Here is a 16,173-nt window from a genome sequence, read left to right as displayed (position 1 = left end):
CACCTGATCCCATTCCGAACTCAGTAGTGAAACGCAATCGCGCCGATGGTAGTGTGGGGTTTCCCCATGCGAGAGTAGGTCACCGCCAGGCACCTTTTCAGAGAAAGCCCGATTCGTAAGAGTCGGGATTTTTTGCGTTTACGGATTTCGTTATATGCACAGACGTCCTTGTCTTGGCGGCATACACGTTATCTGTGGCGCTAACCGTCAGGCACCTTTTCAGACTAGAAAGCCCCTCACTGATGTGAGGTTCTTTTAGCTCAATGACCATCACAACAATCATAGCGCTAGGCGTTAGCGTGGGTTATTCATTCCGTTTTCCTCAAACCTCGTACGTATCAACCCGTTGCATTGAAAGCAGGTTAAGCGGTTGGTAAACTGCTACAGCACACTTTTTATGAACTGGACACCTTATTTTGACTTGCTACGCTCACCTGCCCTCGTTCTTAAAGGTACTCATCACATCAGACGGCACGGTGACCAATATGCTTGAAGCTTGGTTCGCTGAGGCAATTCATGTTGAAGTTGAGCAGGAGTCAACCACAGTACCAGAGCATGATCTTGTTTTGTTGAATGCGGCACCCGGTGATCATGCCTTGTGTCGTACAACACAAGTGAAGGGTAAAACATCTGGAGTGTGTTACCTCAATGCCACAGCGGTCGTGTTGCCCAATAGAGTTCCTCAGGCGACATTAGATTGTATTGGTTCGCACGAAGCTGGGATCGGCAAAGCTTTGCGCCAAACAAGAAGCGAGACGTTACGCGAGGTGCTGGACTGGGGGGTTGATGACGATGAACAGATTGCTTGGCGATGTTATCGCATTGTCATGTCGGGGCAACCCGTCATGCTCATTACTGAGCGTTTCCCGATTGCCCCATATCTGACTCGCTAAACTTAGCCGAGTTGGTTATTACCCACCGATACCGAAAGTGAATGTTCTCGTCCAGTGATGCGACTATAGCTTGCTGACTGAATATCACTGACATAACGCCATTCAGAGATAGCGCTTTGGGGCGTGAATGAAACCACCATATAACCACGGTTGTTAATATTCATATACTGCAGATCATCGACTAAGCCCACAATACCAGCTTCGGTGGCCGTGACTTCAGATTCAGGAATTGCGAGATAATTTTCGAGTCCCGGTGAGCTTACAGATGAGGTGGCGAACTCAACGCCAACAGCATACCCATCTGCATCGATTAAATTACTGGCCCATGCGTTGTGAGTGTCTCCCGCCAGAACCACCAAATTAGACTGACTGGTTCGCGCTGCCCCGAAGACACGCTCGCGCTCATAAGCATATCCATCCCAAGCATCCAAGTTGTAGGGAATAGACGGCAATTGAAGTAATGCTACCACTTGGGGAGTAAGGCGCTGGGCGTTGGCCTGCAAGTAAGCAAGTTCGTCAGCGGTAAGGGTTGCGTCGCCTGCTTGTGCGCGTTGCGCAAGGACGGCAAGCGCACCTAATTCAGCATACTGAGGAATACTCATTTGAGAAGTAGCGATGGCAGCTGGCAAGTTCATGCGCCCCATGAGAACTTGTTGGCCTAACACTTGCCATGTTTTAGTCGATTGGGTGAGCTGACCTTCAAGCCAACTGAGCTGGGTAGCTCCGAGTAAGGTACGGTTAGCATCTGATATGTCAGCAGCAAAGCTATTCGCGTCAAATGCGCCAGTGCCAGGATCAGTGTATGTGGCGAAACTCAACTGTTCGTCACGGCCAATCACGCGCGTATCCATCATGTGCAGATCGACTAATTCACCAAATTCAAAACTACGATAAATCGTGTCTTCGAAATCGTCATTACCGGCAGGACGAATCGGTAACCATTCAAAAAATGCTTGGAGCGCTGCTAATTTTCGCGCGTCGAAGTCACCTTCTGATTCGTCATGATTTTCAGCGCCATTACGCCATGTGTCGTTCGTAATCTCGTGATCATCCCAAACATTGATGAAGGTATGGGCTGCGTGGGCGGCTTGGAGATCTTGGTCGCCTCGATACTGGCTGTAACGAGTACGATAGTCCGCTAAAGACACCATTTCGTGTTCCGGTAATACTTCACGCCCCAACTCTGCGGCTGTGTCAGATCCGTATCCTCCGCGGCCATACTCGTAGAGATAGTCGCCTAAATGAATCACTGCGTCTAGATCGCTTTGTTGTGCAATATCTTGATACACATGGAAGTAGCCGGCTGGGAAATTTGCGCAACTCACTACGGCAAGTTTGACATCGTTCACTGCGCCCATGGGCAATGTTTTACATTTGCCCACAGCAGAAGTGGTGTCAGCACTTTTAAAACGATAAAAATATTGTTGTCCCGAGACTAGACCTGCAGCGTCAACTTTAACGGTGAAGTCGCGATCAACACTGGTTTTCATGCTGCCGTCAGTCACCATTTGGTTGAAGTCTTGGTCTTCCGCAACCTGCCAACTGACTTCAACTTCTTTGCTAAGATCGGTCGCGAGTTCAGGTGAAACTCGGGTCCATATAATCACGCTGCTATGAGTGGGGTCGCCGCTTGCTACGCCGTGGTGAAAGGCGACGCGAATACTCTCTTTATTCGAATTGCTGTCGCTACAACCGGTGAGTCCCATTGAGAGTACAGCGCTGCCTGCACCAATCGCAGACATGGCCAAGAATTGACGTCTAGTCCATTGTTTTGTCATTATTTTGCCTAATTATATTGTCGGTAAGACGAAACAATTTGCCAGATGGGTATTGCAGGAGTTTTGCAAACTGGTCTGCCAGAAACGGTCGCTGGCTACGCGAAGTGGAACCGTACTGAGGCTTTAAGTGAGAACGAAGTGTTGACGTTTATTGCTTATGCGGCGTTGTAGAAAGGGGTATCTGTTTTAACGAGCTCTTCACGAACAATGGCGGCGACTTGCATGGCGCAGCTACCACACTGAGTAGAGGCTAACGTGTCACGTTTGATATCAGCCATGGTTGAAGCTCCGTCAGCAACAGCTTGGCGGATGGCTTTATCAGTGATTCCATGACAGTGGCAAACATACATAGTGCTAAGTGCTCAACAATAGTAATAAACGTGACTAATTGATGCATATGTTAATGGTAATGCGAATAATTATCAAGAATATTAGTTGTAGTAATTGTAAGCACTTAGGATAACGACCGAATCATTTGCACGTGTTGACCTACATCAACAATGTCAAACGGTTCACTGGATTGTGTAAATCCTATTTTTAGATAAAACGAAATAGCGTTTATGCGAGAATTACACCAGACCAATTCTGCGTCGAATTCTCGTAGATAAGTGGGCATGTATTGTAGTAACGCGGTGCCTGCACCGCGCCTTTGCCATTCAGTTGCGGTTGCCATTCCTCGTAGTTGGTAATGTGCGCCTAGCGTTGGAAAGCCCGGACATTGAGCTTTCATGAAACTAGCAACACAGGCGAGTTCATCACCGCTGTATGCGCCTAAATGTAAACTGTCAGTTGAGTCGTCTCCATCAAAGTACGCCGTTGAAACATGGCGATGAGGCCGAAGTATTTGGTGCCGTAGCAGAATTGTTTGTGCTGCGGTGATGGGTTTAACCTTAAAGTTCATTCGATTCCTTCATAGAGGGTTGTGACCCAGCGCTCAGTCGGTATGAAATTCCAGCTCCATTGCGCGAACCAGTCTGGCTTGTCTCCCGATTGAATCTGCTCAAGACTCAATTTCTTCGACTTTTGATGCTCCATCCAGCTAATACTTTGGTCGATCATGTTGGCAAATTTTTCAAGATCTTTACGTGTGGCTTGAGGGCCATGCCCTGGGATGATCTTAGTATCAATATCTACGCGTTCAATTAAACTATGAACATTGGCACTGTAACCTCGCACATCACCTCCGCTAGATAGATCGATGTAAGGAAACATACCGTTGAAAAACAAGTCACCCGTATGGAGTATGTCTGTGCGTTCGAAGTAGACGATGCTGTCACCATCGGTATGGCCCGCGCTGAGGTGACGAACGTGAATAATTTCATTGTTAAGGTGCAACGACACGCCATCTTTGTATGTCACGACAGGCAGCGCTTCAGGTGAGGTTTTGTCGTCATTTTGAAGCCGAATCATCACATTATTATGGGCAAATACTGTGGCGTTTCGAGTGGTCGAAAAATGCGCATTCCCACCGGTGTGATCGGCGTGATAATGGGTGTTCACCACGTAGAAACGTTTGCCATTGGATAATGGTTTCAGTGCCGCTTCAATCGGGGCGGCCATGTCGGCAAACTGGTCATCAATTAGAATAAAGCCGTCTTCACCTGCAGAAATACCGATATTTCCGCCTTTACCCTCTAACATATGGACGGAACCCGCAAGGTGCGTCACTGTGACTGGTTGGTCGGCATTTGCAAATGTAGATGCCATAATGGATAGCGAAATAATTAACGCTAAATGCTGAATGGTTCTGAAAAGACGGGGCTTTACCATGTGTTCGATCCTTGTTTATTGCGGTTTATCAGGCTTAAGCCTTTGTATTGTGGCCTCATTACACTATTTCAGGTAGCCTCTGATTGCACAGGTTATTTACAGTTGTGCTGTTTAATTTAGTTGAGTGAGGGAAACTTGCGAATTAAACATCAAAACAAAACCACCACCCCTAGGAGATTTTATGTTTGAGGTGAACGCCTCTGTGATCACAACATTTGCCGCATATTTAGTCATTATGTTTGCGATTGGTTTGTGGGCTTTTCGCCAGACTCACGGTGTTTCTGACTATTTTCTTGGTGGCCGAAACCTTGGCCCGTTACCTGCAGCACTGAGTGCTGGTGCATCTGATATGAGTGGTTGGTTGTTACTAGGCTTGCCCGGTTATGCTTATCTTGCGGGTTTTGAGGCTATTTGGTTAGCTATTGGTTTAATGCTGGGCTTTTGGTTGAATTGGCTGCTGATGGCGAATCGATTGCGTCGCTATACCATTCAATGTGATGACGCGCTAACGGTGCCTGAATATCTATCGCGTCGCTTTGATGACAAAAGCGGTGCGCTACAAATGATTGCGGCCGTTGTAATTCTCGTATTCTTCCTATTTTACACCGGCTCAGGTTTAGTGGCGGGCGGAAAGCTATTCGCCACTGTATTTGGGCTGGACTATCACCTTGCGGTTACAATTGGCGCGGTTTGCGTGGTGTCGTACACCTTATTTGGTGGCTTTTTAGCGGTGACTTGGACGGACGTGGTGCAAGGTTTATTGATGATGGCTGCGTTGCTGGTTGTTCCGGTGGTTATATTGTCGGAAGTAAATGGCGATTTGGTGCCGTCATTGAATGCGATTAACCCGCACCTCACAGACGTGATGCGCGATGTCAGCGGCACACCATTGTCATGGATTGCCATTGTGTCGCTAGTGGCTTGGGGGTTAGGTTACTTCGGTCAGCCGCATATATTGGCGCGCTTTGCAGCAACTCGTAGCGATGATGCGATCAATACTGCCCGTAAAATCTCTGTGACTTGGAATTTCTTATGTCAAATTGGCGCATTGCTCGTGGGCATGACGGGTTTAGTGTATTTGGCTCAGCATGGTTTAGGGCCGCTTGATGATTCCGAAACCGTCTTCATCCATATGGTCAACATGTTGTTTCATCCGTGGATTGCAGGCGTGCTGCTAGCGGCTATTCTTGCTGCGGTCATGAGTACTGCAGACTCCCAACTATTGGTGTCGTCATCTGCCTTTACTGAAGATTTATATCGTCGCTGGCTTAGGCCTGATGCGAGCCAAGAAGAGTTAGTATGGGCTGGGCGAATCGCAGTGATGGCGGTGTGCTTGATGGCAACAGTCTTAGCATGGAATCCAGATGCATCGGTATTGGAGCTAGTCGGATATGCGTGGGCTGGGTTTGGAGCTGCATTTGGGCCGGTATTATTACTGTCGCTCTATTGGCGTGGAATGAACCGAGCTGGTGCGTTGTCGGGTATGTTGGTCGGGGGGGCGACTGTGGTGATTTGGCGTCAGCTCTCCGGCGGAATCTTCGACCTTTACGAAATATTACCGGGCGTTGTGTTTGCGCTGATCGCCATTTTCATTGGCTCTAAACTTGGCGCACCTGCTACGCAAAAGTCACTTGATGATTTTGATGCGATAAAAAACACTTAGTCGCTTTTTAAAAGCTTAGTGTTCAGACGCGAGGCGCAATGCCTCGTGTCTGATTTGATAGTGACATACCGATTGATTTCACGCCGCTCAAACTCCATACAAATCAGGCTATACTGCGCTTTTCCTGATAAAAGCATTGGCACTTGTGATCGAATTTACTAGTCCAGCTATGTTGTGGCTCGCTGCATTGTTCATGATCATGCTGGGTTCTTTTGTGCAGTCGGCGATTGGGTTTGGCTTGGCGATTGTTGCTGCGCCCGTGTTGTATCTCATCGACGTGAACTATGTTCCTGCCCCCATCACTATTGTGGCGTTAGTGTTGTCGCTCTTTAATGCCTACCAGCATCGTCAAAGTTTAAGTTTGGGGCCTCTAACGTATGCCATTGTTGGCCGAGTGCCGGGTAGTTTAGCGGGTGGTGCTTTGCTGATGGTTGTGGATGCTCGGCAGCTGGCATTAGTGATTGGTTGCTCGGTGCTGATTGCCGTGGTTATCAGTCTTATGCCGATACGCCTCGCCCCCACAAGAAGCCGAATGGCGATTGCTGGATTTTTCTCAGGACTTTTTGGCACCAGCACCAGCATAGGGGGCCCACCAATGGCAATCATCTTACAACATTCGGCAGCAGGCGTGATTCGAGCCAACTTGTCGGCATTTTTTGTGGTGAGTTCGTTGTTGTCGTTAGTCGTACAAGCAAGTACCGGTTATTTGCGCTGGAGCCACTTGTGGCTCACACTGCCTTTAATTCCGGCCAGCTTAATGGGGTATTGGCTGGCTCGCCGCTATGCTGGGGAGCTGAGTCATCAACACATGCGCTGGGCGTCATTAACTCTATGTTCAATCGCTGGCGGTGCGGCCTTGTGGAGCTACCTTGCATAAGACGAACGATTTAGCGCAACTAGTTGCTGCTCGGCCAATTCGGCCCAAAGCTTGCGTGGCGGTTTTTGGTCTTGTGCCAGTGCAGGCCATTCGAACCAATGGCTTGGAAACATAAAACGAGGAAGTGTTTTTGACAGGGCTGCTTTGAGTTGCTCAATGGCAACAGGGGATTCCTTCCAAAGGATATATGCAGCGGGGCGAGCGCCAAACTCCGAGTCGGCAACGGGCACAACTACGGCATTCTGAATGCTAGGATGAAGCAGTAAAGCGCGCTCGATTAACTCTGGTTGAATATTTTCCCCACCTGAGATGAACTGATTGTCTTTTCGCCCCACAATAAACAAGTGATCATCAATGACCTCTCCGGTGTCGCCTGTGGCAAACCAACCTTGAGCATCGGTGAGGGTAATATGCTCAGACCAAGTGAGGTAGCTTTGTGCGATCTGAGAGCCACGGAGCCATATCTCATCATCGTGAAGTTTTAAATTCCGATTGTTGCTGACGTCAATACCGGCATGAGTCTTTACTTCAGACAAAGCGATGGCGGCAGCTGTTTCTGTCATGCCGTAACTTAAATAGACCTTGAACCCGCGTTCTGTTGCGGTCAGAACCAGCTCGTCCGATACCGGACCTCCTCCGACCATAATATGCCTGAGGGTTAAGTGAGCGCTATTGAAGTGGCGCAGTTCTAACAGCCTTTTGAGCTGCGTTGTGACTAAAGAAGCATGGGTGACCGAATGAAGCTCAAAATCCTCAATGGTTAAACTGCGCTGTTGTTGCAAAGCAATGGTTGCACCAGCAGCTAAGCAACGCATAAAGATGGAATAGCCTGCGGCATGATAAATGGGCAATGACATTAACCAACAGCTGCGCTTTGAAAGATTCAAAATAGGATTGCAAAATTGGGCGGCTGCAAGGTGTTGTTCAAACGAGTGCTCAACGGCTTTTGGTGTTCCCGTGCTACCTGAAGTAAGCAAGGTGGTACAGGACACATGCTGTGCTTGTGGCGCTATAGTGTGCGATTGCGCGACTAACTCTTCGATATTGATATCAACGTGCAATATGTGGTCTGACGGCATGAATGCCTTTGACGGCCAGCAAGCAGTGCTTTGCATGGAGCGCATTAGGCTGCCACGCTGATCGATAGGCCAGCGCGGGCTAATGGGTTGAAAGGTCATACCGGCTTTTAGGCAAGCGGTAGCCATCAGTATTAACTGATAAGGATTATCGCTACACACCGCAATACGGCCATTAAACCGCCGATGCTGGGTATCCATAGTAAGTAAAGTTTGGGCTATGGATGTTGCAGCAGCAGACCATTGTCTACCGCTGATAGCCGGGCCACCTAAAGGCGCTTCCACGCCCAATAACCGAGGCTTTGAGTCGTGTTCCAATTCACTCAGAATACGGCTTAGAGCTGCCATACAAGTGCCATGTGACTGGTGGGTACTACAGGGAGGTTCGAGGTACTTGAGCGCGGGAAAACGGCATCGCTTGCCAATGCTTTGAGAGTGTCTAGTCCGTGGCGGGTATTCGGTTGCCAAAGCTGAGCCAGTTGCTGCAAATATTGATGCCCTATATTACTCTCAAATGAACTGCTCACAACAAAATCTAGATCATGATGTTGCGTAAATGCATGGAGTTTTTTACAAGTCTGCAAGGTGCCAATTAATGTCGGTTTGCAGACCAGTGCGACTAACCCCTCAAATAATTCAGGCTCATAATCTGGCTGCTGAAGATGCTCATCTAGTGCAATAGGCACTGGTAGTGACCGAGCAAAGGCTTGAGTCATGGCCAACTGTTTACAGGGCTCTTCAAACCATTCAACTCTTGATAAATTGATACCTTGAGCAAATTGTTGAGCCTGTTCCAGTTGCCATGCTTGGTTCACGTCGAGTCTAAATCGAGCGTTGGGATACTGCTCAGCGAATTGTCGAAACTGTTGAATATCACCTGCAATTGTCTGATGGCCTAGTTTCAGCTTAATGGTGTATTCATTCGGATTGAGAGCAGTCTTTGTCATGCCAGCGGTGACCAGTTGTGCGCTCTGTATTACACCGGTCTGCGTTGTTGTCGGTGCACTGAGCATACTCAGTGCAAATTGAAGGCTTGCCGACGAAAGCCCGATAGAGTCCCTGTTGCAGCTATTAATCCACTGTAAGAATTCAGCTTCCACATCAGCTAAAGTTTCACGGCTAAAGCCGGGTAATGGAGCGGCTTCGCCCCAAATAATCGTTTGGCGAAGTTGGCATTGTGCCGCAATGAGTAGCCCTTGCCGATGTGTGTGCACGCCATGCGCTAAAGTTAAAGGTTTCACAAATGGCAGGCGGTAACGATAAGCCGCAATGATGTGCGGCTGCTCTGTACTCGACGCCAATGAATGAGCCTTATGGATTACGCGGGAACTTATCAAAATCTGGGGCGCGTTTTTCGTTAAATGCATTGCGTCCTTCTTGACCTTCTTCGGTCATATAGAACAGCATGGTGGCATTGCCAGCTAACTCCTGTAAGCCTGCTTGGCCATCGCAATCTGCGTTTAATGCCGCTTTTAGGCAGCGCAATGCCATTGGTGAATTCTGAAGCATTTCACGACACCAACGAACCGTTTCTTTTTCGAGTGAGCCTACCGGTACAACGGTATTCACCAAACCCATGTCGAGCGCTTGTTCGGCGTTGTATTGGCGGCATAAAAACCAGATTTCACGTGCCTTCTTTTGACCCACGATACGCGCCATGTAGCTCGCACCAAAGCCGCCATCAAAGGAGCCTACTTTAGGACCCGTTTGCCCAAAGCGAGCATTGTCCGCGGCAATGGTTAAATCACACATCAGATGCAGTACGTGCCCACCGCCAATGGCGTAACCCGCTACTGCTGCAACAACGGGTTTTGGGCATGTTCGTATTTGACGTTGAAAATCCAACACATTCAGATGATGAGTGCCTTCATCATCTTTGTATCCGCCATAATCGCCGCGTACTTTTTGATCGCCTCCGGAGCAAAATGCGAGATCGCCTTGACCGGTCAAAATAATCACACCAATAGCTGAGTCATAGCGCGCATCGGCCAGTGCATCAATCATTTCGTTAACGGTTTGAGGGCGAAATGCATTCCGCACTTGTGGGCGATTAATGGTGATTTTAGCGATGCCTTCTGCTTTCTGATAAAGGATGTCACTGTATGTTTTACTGTCGACCGGTTGCCAATCGATGCCAGCATAAAGAGTTTGCTCGTCAAGCATGGGTAAATCCTAATTTTAGCCATTGTTCAAAATGATGCTGCCACGCGTGGGGGGCAGTAAAATGAATGTTGTGACCCGCATTTCTCACGATTGTAATCTTTGCGGTTGGGCTGCTGCGAAGCATCTTGCGCGCCAACGTCGCATATCTTGGATCATTTGCACCTACAATATAGTGCACCCTAAGGTCTGTCTGTTGGCCAATTTGCCATAGATTAGGCTGTTTACGCAAAGATAGTGAGCCGAGCGCTCTTGCCCATTGCGTTTTATTTGGATTCAGCAGCTTACGTTGTATTTGTTGTTGGCGTTGAACTCGCGTTAAGCTGGCAAATACGGCCTGCTGATACCATTTATTCAGTGTCACTTCGGTTGATTGCTGTAATAAACGTTGCTGCCATTGTTTTTCCCAAGCATCTCGCTTGAGTTTAATGCGTACGGAGGCAACGCCAGGGTGACACGACTCCAACAATAAGGACTCAAGTCCGCAGGGTTGTTGCAAGGCATGGTACATTGCCAGCCGCCCTCCTAGCGAGTAGCCAAGAAGTTGGTATCGGCCAACGTTTAGCTGTTGTAATGTATTCACTAACGACTGATGTGCGTGCTCAAAACCATTGTCTGTGTTGTACTCTACGCGGCTTAAACCGTGGCCGGGAAGATCAACCAAGATAAAGCGATATTGGTGCTGCCAAGGCTGAATAACCTGCAACCAGTCTCGATGCTGACCTAAAAAACCATGCAGCATCACGATGTCGGGACGGTGTGGCTGGTATTGGCCAACAACTTTACAGTGTAATGTGTTGGGCATTGGCAATGCTTTGTTTGAGTTGCGTCATCGCTTCACCGGCAGGCGTCACAATTTCAATTAAATGCGCGCCACCTTTGATCAATGCGTGTTGTAAAGATGTTTCTAGGTCTTCTAAACAGGTCGGGGCAAAATAATTTAAGCCGAACTGAGCTGCAGAATCCTTGAATTGATAACCGTGTCGTAGCCTATAATAGTCATCCAATGTCTCCACGTCGGGCACAGGTAATGCGTCGAAGATATTGCCACCATCGTTATTCAATACAATCACACAAATAGGCGCACTGACTTTGCTCAGTAGCGCCAAAGAATTCAAATCATGCAATAAAGATAGATCGCCTAGCACTAATGTGGTGAGTCGCGATTTTTCTTGGGTATATGCCAACCCCGCAGCGGTCGCAACAAGGCCATCGATTCCGCTCGCTCCTCGGCTACTCACAATTTGTTGCGGCCCTTGATGGGCATGCTCAAACAGACGAATTGAAAGGCTGTTGCCGAGCATTAACATACTATCTTGCGGTACCAATTTCTTTAAGTGATAGGCTACACCGAGCTCAGACAGTGGTGCCGTCTGAGATGTTTGGAGCTGGTGACTTATGGCTTTGTTAACAGTTGTCGCAAATTCAGGTTGCGAAGTAGCGGGGTCTGAATGATGCAACACAGCTTGGTTAACTCGGCACTTCACACGTCGCATAATCACTAGACCTGCATCGAACGGCCCAGGATGCGCGCTAATTTGGCAACTGTGTTGCCAATGTTTATTGGCAAGCCACTGCATGAGCGGCTTAGATGTTAGCCGTCCGCCCAACATTAAAAATTGCTGACAGTGTTGTAAGTGTTCGGCGAGATCAGGCACGGCTAACGCCAATTCAGGAAAGCACAATACATGATCATGCTGCCTTAAGTTCGATTGCACATCTGCGAGCAACAGCCAACCGAGTTGCTGTTGCAGCTTGAGTGCTGCATCTTGCTCGTCAGGAAATAGAGCACCGGCAATGATCACGCCCGGTAAGTTGGGTAGATCAAAATCAACTAAGGTCGATTGTTCAGAACTCTGATGATAGCTTTGATGGCTGTTGAGCCAAGGTTTTATCGGGGCGAGGAGTTCGGCGTAGCTCTGTTTAGGTTGTGACGGGTAGAGTGGCTCTGCATAGGGACAATTGACATGAATTGGCCCTTGGATGGGTTGATGCACGGCAATATTGAGGTGCGCCAACATATCACTCAAACTCGGATGAGTGTCCGGTGCGTCTAAATTCAGCGATGCTCTCACAAAATGGCTAAAAATCCCGGGTTGTTCAATGGCTTGGTTTGCGCCGCAATCAACTAACTCCTCGGGGCGGTCTGCGGTGAGCAAAATGATTGGGTGCTGTGTTTGATAGGCTTCCACAACAGCCGGATATAGGTTTGCAACAGCGCTGCCAGAGGTCACGATCACCGCTACGGGCGCTTGTGTTGACTTGCAAATTCCCAGTGCGAAAAAGCCCAATCCCCGTTCATCAAAATGAGTTGGGGTTTGAATGTGAGGATGCGCAATTGCGGCCAGCGTTAATGGCGTACTTCGCGAGCCCGGAGCGATACAAATATGCTGAACCCCCAGACGCGAGAGTTCCTCGATTAAGACGTGAGCGTAAAGTTCGTTACAATGGCTGAATTGGGTAGGAAAGAAATTTGTCATTCGTGATACGCAGGCTGTACAACGGCCATAGCGCTGGCAAGTTTGCTATTCAATTCATGCCACTCCGAACATGGCTCAGAGCCTTCTACAATGCCTGCTCCAGTATATAAACTGAGTTCTCTATTGTGTTGTTGAATGCTTCTAATGGTCACACAATACTCACTACTCTCATCGCCGACCATGCCAAAAACGCCGGCATACCAACCCCGCTTCACCGGCTCATGTTTGATTAAATACTGTTGTGCGGACTGGCGTGGTAGCCCACCAACGGCTGCGGTGGGGTGCAATGCTTGAAGTAGGTCTTGGTCACTCACATTGGCTTTTAATTGCGCATGAATATCGCGACATAAATGACTTACTTGAGTGAGTTCTACTAAATGTGCAGGAGACTCAATCGACAAGTGTTCGGTCAGCGGTGTGAGCTGTTGCTGAATGTCGTCGGCCACAAGTCTATTTTCTAGGATATTTTTTTGATCTTGCATTAACTGATCTGCCATGCGAGCGGTTTGAGCGGCATCTTGGTGGCGAGAGCAGGTGCCTGCAAGTGCTTCGGTTTGCAAATGCTGTTGTTGGCGGTGAAACAAGCGTTCCGGTGAACAACCAAAGAATGAACTGTGCTCATTGGTTTGAATACCAAAGTGATAGCAGTGGGGCTGTTGGCGTTGCCACGTTTGTAATAGCTGCCAGCAATTCGGTGAATGCTCAGTGGTCAATTTGGTTTCGCGGCAGAGCACAACTTTAGGTATTTCAAGCTGTTGTTGCGCCTGAGTGAGATTTTCAACCAATTGTTCCCAGCCCGAGTAGTCTGGTTGATGTTCTTGTTGCGACACCGACAGCGTTGGGGCTCTAAGCGGCGCAGGAGCTTTGAGGTTGTTGAGCTCCGCTTGTGCTTTACGTATTTGAGCGCGCCATTGACTTGGCTCTATTGCTACGTAAAACAGTAACCAGTGTTGGTCACCCTGTCGCCTAAATTCATGCTTGGGCAAATAGAGGCGATTTCCGCCCATTTCTGTCACCCGAGGATCGCCCAGCGTAAAACCGTGCCCGCCGTAATAACGCCAGTCTAATTGTTCGGAATGAGTTTGGTGACGACGCCATGTCGCTTTGTTTGCGCATGCTTGATCCAGCCACCAAGTGTCAACGCTGCCTGAAATTGCCGCTTCTGTTTGATGATCGCGCGATTGCCAATAAAGCTTGGGGAATTCAACTTGCTCGTTAAGCCAAGGCAAAGCCTGCGTCGTTGAAAGTTTAACCTGAAGCTGCACCAAGGTTGGATGCTCCGGAATGCTAAGGCATTCCAGCTGCTGAGATAGCCTTTTGATGGCGTCTTCGAGCGGCGTTAAAGCAACTGTTTGCACGTATGGGTACCAGGTCCTTGTCTTGTTAAAACATCATACTATGTAAATTGTTTTGAATGATGATCTAACACATGAGTTATTTGAGTGTCTTACACCACAGAATGTAAGACATTTAATACGGATAGTCATGTTCCATGATCGCCAAGGATGGTTTTTATTTGCGTTCACCTCGTTATTGCTGCATTTACTTTTAGTAGTATTAATACAGTCACTTGGTAGTAAGCGCGTGCAGTTAATAACGCATAAAAAACCAATTCAAGCGCAGCTCATCACTCACCAACGTGTGGTGCAATCCCCGCCAGAGCCGGTGATTGTTGAGCCTTTGCGCTCAGAGTTAGATGAAGCCGGTTCAAATGAGCCAACAGCTGTGGCGATCGAACGAGAGTTTTCAAGCGAAAACATGCAGGAACCAGAGGCTCGAAAACGTTTGATGGAACAACCCCTACAAACTAACCCTCAGGAAAACAAGCCAACACCTCTGCCCGCGTGGCGCCGTTGGCGTACTGAAGGGATTCACACCTCAAATGCCTCGGCGAATGTTTTATTGCAGTCTGACCCCTCCGATAAAAAACCATCACCCGCTAATTTACAATCTCGACTTCAACCTTGGTTGCAACACTTTCCGGTTGAGTCGGCTTACGACACGGGCGGTGGCGCACAAGTGATTGAAGTGAACGGCCGTTGTTATTTCGTACAAGATAAATCGGTGCTCGATGCTCAACAGTCTGGGCACATTTGGTCGCCCGCCACCGGTTGTGGAAAACGGCCTGATAGCTTGGCATGGCAAGCGTTTCAGCAACGCCTTAAAAAGCGTCATCAAGCTGCATTGGAAGATCAGTAAAAATCCCACTGCCCGTAGGCCACCAACGTATGCACAAGATTGATGTCGTAATCACCATCAATTCCATCTCGCAAAGGTGAATGTGAGGTAATTGACGTTGATGTTAGTCGTATTGTGGGCCAATTGAGGCCTCGCCATTGGAATGCTTTGATTTGAATGAAATTCGGTAGCGTTAAAGTGGGGGACAGCCGACAGCAGACCGTCGGCTCTTATGACTTAGCTGATTTATTGTGCTGTTAGCTTCCAGGTTCTCACCCAGTCGACTTTCATGGTGTTCCTGGAGTCATCTAATAGGTCTGACTTGGCCGGTAGTCCGCCCACCCATGATGAATCTTGAGTCCACAAGTCCCAAATCAGGTGCTGTTCTAAGGTAAAAGGCAATTCAGTAGTGATTTGGCCTGCGGGTTCACCATTGAGATAAAATTGCACATGATGTTCGTCTTTCCACCACGCACCGACCACATGATAAGCCTCGTTCCATTTGACGCCTTTTAGTGTGTTGCCGTCAGACAGTTTACGGTTGTCATAATTGCCTTTAGCACGCTCAGTGGTGCCATCTTTGACCACAAAATACTGCGAACTCATTTGCCAAGGGTAATCTGGGTTATCGTAGTCGCTTGATGGGTTTGAATTATTTTCAATGATATCAATTTCATCGCGGTTATTGATGTCACCGTTGTTGAGCCAAAAGGTGTTATAGGCAGAAATATGAGCCGTTTTAATTCGGCTTTCGGTGTACATGGGAAATTTGATCTTAGCCTTGGAACGTACACGAGATGTTTCAAACCACTGCTCGTCACTTTCTGCGTTTAAAGTGGCTTTAATCCACAAATTTCCATCGGCAACGCCAGAGTTCTTATTCAACATATTGACCGGTGTATCGCCGTAGTTCCAGTTGGTTTTGAGCCATTTGTTGGCATCCCATTGGTCAAATTCGTCAGATAGAGCTTCAACTTTTTGCCAAACCATGCCCTTAGGCGTGGTGTCATGAAATGAAACGAAGCTGGGCTGATTAGGGTTCGCTTTGTTGACGTCAATCAGCGCTGATTGTTCATTCGCTGCATAGCTACCAGGTATGGCCATGAACAAACATGCAAGTAGAAGTAAGGAACTTTCTTTTTTGTTAAACATAATCAGTTAACCGTTAATTATAAGTGTTTCTTACCATACGTGCTCAAGGTTTATTTTCAACTGAAAAATACCGGTTTCAAAGCCAAATATGAATGTTCATTCCGTTTTATAAAAACGCAGAGCTGACGATTTATTCTTGAAGATCA

Annotated in this window: 15 protein-coding genes and 1 rRNA gene; 5 read left to right on the top strand and 11 right to left on the bottom strand. The window is 48.0% G+C overall.

Annotation, left to right across the window (positions count from 1 at the left end; all coding sequences use genetic code 11):
- Together rrf and NAF29_RS15750 are read left to right on the top strand one after the other, a co-directional pair.
- Positions 1-91, top strand: a 5S ribosomal RNA gene (gene rrf / locus NAF29_RS15755); the annotation flags it as partial.
- 325 nt (positions 92-416) lie between these two features.
- Positions 417-893, top strand: a complete 477-nt coding sequence (locus tag NAF29_RS15750) for a chorismate--pyruvate lyase family protein (protein WP_251262578.1) — start codon at positions 417-419, stop codon at positions 891-893.
- 2 nt (positions 894-895) lie between these two features.
- Here the strand turns inward: NAF29_RS15750 and NAF29_RS15745 are convergent, their stop codons facing one another.
- The 4 genes from NAF29_RS15745 to NAF29_RS15730 all read right to left on the bottom strand — a co-directional run bounded on the left by NAF29_RS15745 (position 896) and on the right by NAF29_RS15730 (position 4,441).
- Positions 896-2,671 (bottom strand): alkaline phosphatase D family protein, encoded by a 1,776-nt coding sequence (locus tag NAF29_RS15745; RefSeq protein ID WP_251262577.1) that lies wholly within the window; start codon positions 2,669-2,671, stop codon positions 896-898.
- 155 nt (positions 2,672-2,826) lie between these two features.
- Complete coding sequence (locus NAF29_RS15740) at positions 2,827-3,021, bottom strand: (2Fe-2S)-binding protein (protein WP_251262576.1); 195 nt, start codon at positions 3,019-3,021, stop codon at positions 2,827-2,829.
- A gap of 104 nt (positions 3,022-3,125) precedes the next feature.
- Complete coding sequence (locus NAF29_RS15735; protein ID WP_251262575.1) at positions 3,126-3,572, bottom strand: GNAT family N-acetyltransferase; 447 nt, start codon at positions 3,570-3,572, stop codon at positions 3,126-3,128.
- Positions 3,569-4,441: an MBL fold metallo-hydrolase gene (locus NAF29_RS15730; protein ID WP_251262574.1), complete on the bottom strand. Its 873-nt coding sequence runs from the start codon at positions 4,439-4,441 to the stop codon at positions 3,569-3,571. Before NAF29_RS15730 ends, NAF29_RS15735 begins: the two co-directional genes overlap by 4 nt.
- A gap of 181 nt (positions 4,442-4,622) precedes the next feature.
- Here NAF29_RS15730 and putP point away from each other — a divergent pair, with 181 nt between their 5' ends.
- Both putP and NAF29_RS15720 read left to right on the top strand, forming a co-directional pair.
- Positions 4,623-6,104 (top strand): sodium/proline symporter PutP, encoded by a 1,482-nt coding sequence (gene putP / locus NAF29_RS15725; protein WP_251262573.1) that lies wholly within the window; start codon positions 4,623-4,625, stop codon positions 6,102-6,104.
- A 145-nt stretch (positions 6,105-6,249) separates the two neighbouring features.
- Entirely contained in the window at positions 6,250-6,981 is a 732-nt protein-coding gene (locus NAF29_RS15720) for a sulfite exporter TauE/SafE family protein (RefSeq protein ID WP_349665591.1), read from the top strand.
- Here the strand turns inward: NAF29_RS15720 and NAF29_RS15715 are convergent.
- From NAF29_RS15715 to NAF29_RS15690, 6 genes are read right to left on the bottom strand one after another with little or no spacing between them, the layout of a single operon-like run.
- Positions 6,969-8,405 carry an AMP-binding protein gene (locus NAF29_RS15715; protein ID WP_251262572.1) on the bottom strand — a complete coding sequence of 479 codons (1,437 nt, stop codon included), beginning with the start codon at positions 8,403-8,405 and terminating at the stop codon, positions 6,969-6,971. The genes NAF29_RS15720 and NAF29_RS15715 overlap by 13 nt on opposite strands.
- Positions 8,393-9,358 (bottom strand): o-succinylbenzoate synthase, encoded by a 966-nt coding sequence (gene menC / locus NAF29_RS15710; protein ID WP_251262571.1) that lies wholly within the window; start codon positions 9,356-9,358, stop codon positions 8,393-8,395. Before menC ends, NAF29_RS15715 begins: the two co-directional genes overlap by 13 nt.
- Before the next feature lie 10 nt (positions 9,359-9,368).
- Positions 9,369-10,220 carry a 1,4-dihydroxy-2-naphthoyl-CoA synthase gene (menB, locus tag NAF29_RS15705; RefSeq protein ID WP_251262570.1) on the bottom strand — a complete coding sequence of 284 codons (852 nt, stop codon included), beginning with the start codon at positions 10,218-10,220 and terminating at the stop codon, positions 9,369-9,371.
- Complete coding sequence (gene menH, locus NAF29_RS15700; RefSeq protein WP_251262569.1) at positions 10,213-11,022, bottom strand: 2-succinyl-6-hydroxy-2,4-cyclohexadiene-1-carboxylate synthase; 810 nt, start codon at positions 11,020-11,022, stop codon at positions 10,213-10,215. Before menH ends, menB begins: the two co-directional genes overlap by 8 nt.
- Positions 11,000-12,697, bottom strand: a complete 1,698-nt coding sequence (gene menD / locus NAF29_RS15695; RefSeq protein ID WP_251262568.1) for a 2-succinyl-5-enolpyruvyl-6-hydroxy-3-cyclohexene-1-carboxylic-acid synthase — start codon at positions 12,695-12,697, stop codon at positions 11,000-11,002. The genes menH and menD overlap by 23 nt, the downstream gene beginning before the upstream one ends.
- Positions 12,694-14,055, bottom strand: coding sequence for an isochorismate synthase (locus NAF29_RS15690; RefSeq protein WP_251262567.1), 1,362 nt, complete (start codon positions 14,053-14,055; stop codon positions 12,694-12,696). The genes menD and NAF29_RS15690 overlap by 4 nt, the downstream gene beginning before the upstream one ends.
- 226 nt (positions 14,056-14,281) lie before the next feature.
- On the opposite strand from NAF29_RS15690, the gene NAF29_RS15685 reads away from it, so the two are divergent.
- Positions 14,282-14,896: a hypothetical protein gene (locus NAF29_RS15685; protein WP_251262566.1), complete on the top strand. Its 615-nt coding sequence runs from the start codon at positions 14,282-14,284 to the stop codon at positions 14,894-14,896.
- Between the two features lie 225 nt (positions 14,897-15,121).
- Here the strand turns inward: NAF29_RS15685 and NAF29_RS15680 are convergent, their stop codons facing one another.
- Positions 15,122-16,027, bottom strand: a complete 906-nt coding sequence (locus tag NAF29_RS15680) for a LamG domain-containing protein (protein ID WP_251262565.1) — start codon at positions 16,025-16,027, stop codon at positions 15,122-15,124.
- Positions 16,028-16,173 lie beyond the last annotated feature (146 nt).

The organism is Echinimonas agarilytica, from assembly GCF_023703465.1.
Lineage (GTDB): Bacteria > Pseudomonadota > Gammaproteobacteria > Enterobacterales > Neiellaceae > Echinimonas > Echinimonas agarilytica.
Note: the sequence above shows the minus strand (reverse complement) of the source record. Positions and strands in the feature narration are given on the sequence as shown.

What these genes read in the sequence shown, in the direction of transcription:
- NAF29_RS15745 (WP_251262577.1), bottom strand. Translation starts at nt 2,671, where the DNA reads ATGACAAAACAATGGACTAGACGTCAATTCTTGGCCATGTCTGCGATT.
- NAF29_RS15740 (WP_251262576.1), bottom strand. Translation starts at nt 3,021, where the DNA reads ATGTATGTTTGCCACTGTCATGGAATCACTGATAAAGCCATCCGCCAA.
- NAF29_RS15735 (WP_251262575.1), bottom strand. Translation starts at nt 3,572, where the DNA reads ATGAACTTTAAGGTTAAACCCATCACCGCAGCACAAACAATTCTGCTA.
- NAF29_RS15730 (WP_251262574.1), bottom strand. Translation starts at nt 4,441, where the DNA reads ATGGTAAAGCCCCGTCTTTTCAGAACCATTCAGCATTTAGCGTTAATT.
- putP (WP_251262573.1), top strand. Translation starts at nt 4,623, where the DNA reads ATGTTTGAGGTGAACGCCTCTGTGATCACAACATTTGCCGCATATTTA.
- NAF29_RS15715 (WP_251262572.1), bottom strand. Translation starts at nt 8,405, where the DNA reads ATGGCAGCTCTAAGCCGTATTCTGAGTGAATTGGAACACGACTCAAAG.
- menB (WP_251262570.1), bottom strand. Translation starts at nt 10,220, where the DNA reads ATGCTTGACGAGCAAACTCTTTATGCTGGCATCGATTGGCAACCGGTC.
- menH (WP_251262569.1), bottom strand. Translation starts at nt 11,022, where the DNA reads ATGCCCAACACATTACACTGTAAAGTTGTTGGCCAATACCAGCCACAC.
- menD (WP_251262568.1), bottom strand. Translation starts at nt 12,697, where the DNA reads ATGACAAATTTCTTTCCTACCCAATTCAGCCATTGTAACGAACTTTAC.
- NAF29_RS15680 (WP_251262565.1), bottom strand. Translation starts at nt 16,027, where the DNA reads ATGTTTAACAAAAAAGAAAGTTCCTTACTTCTACTTGCATGTTTGTTC.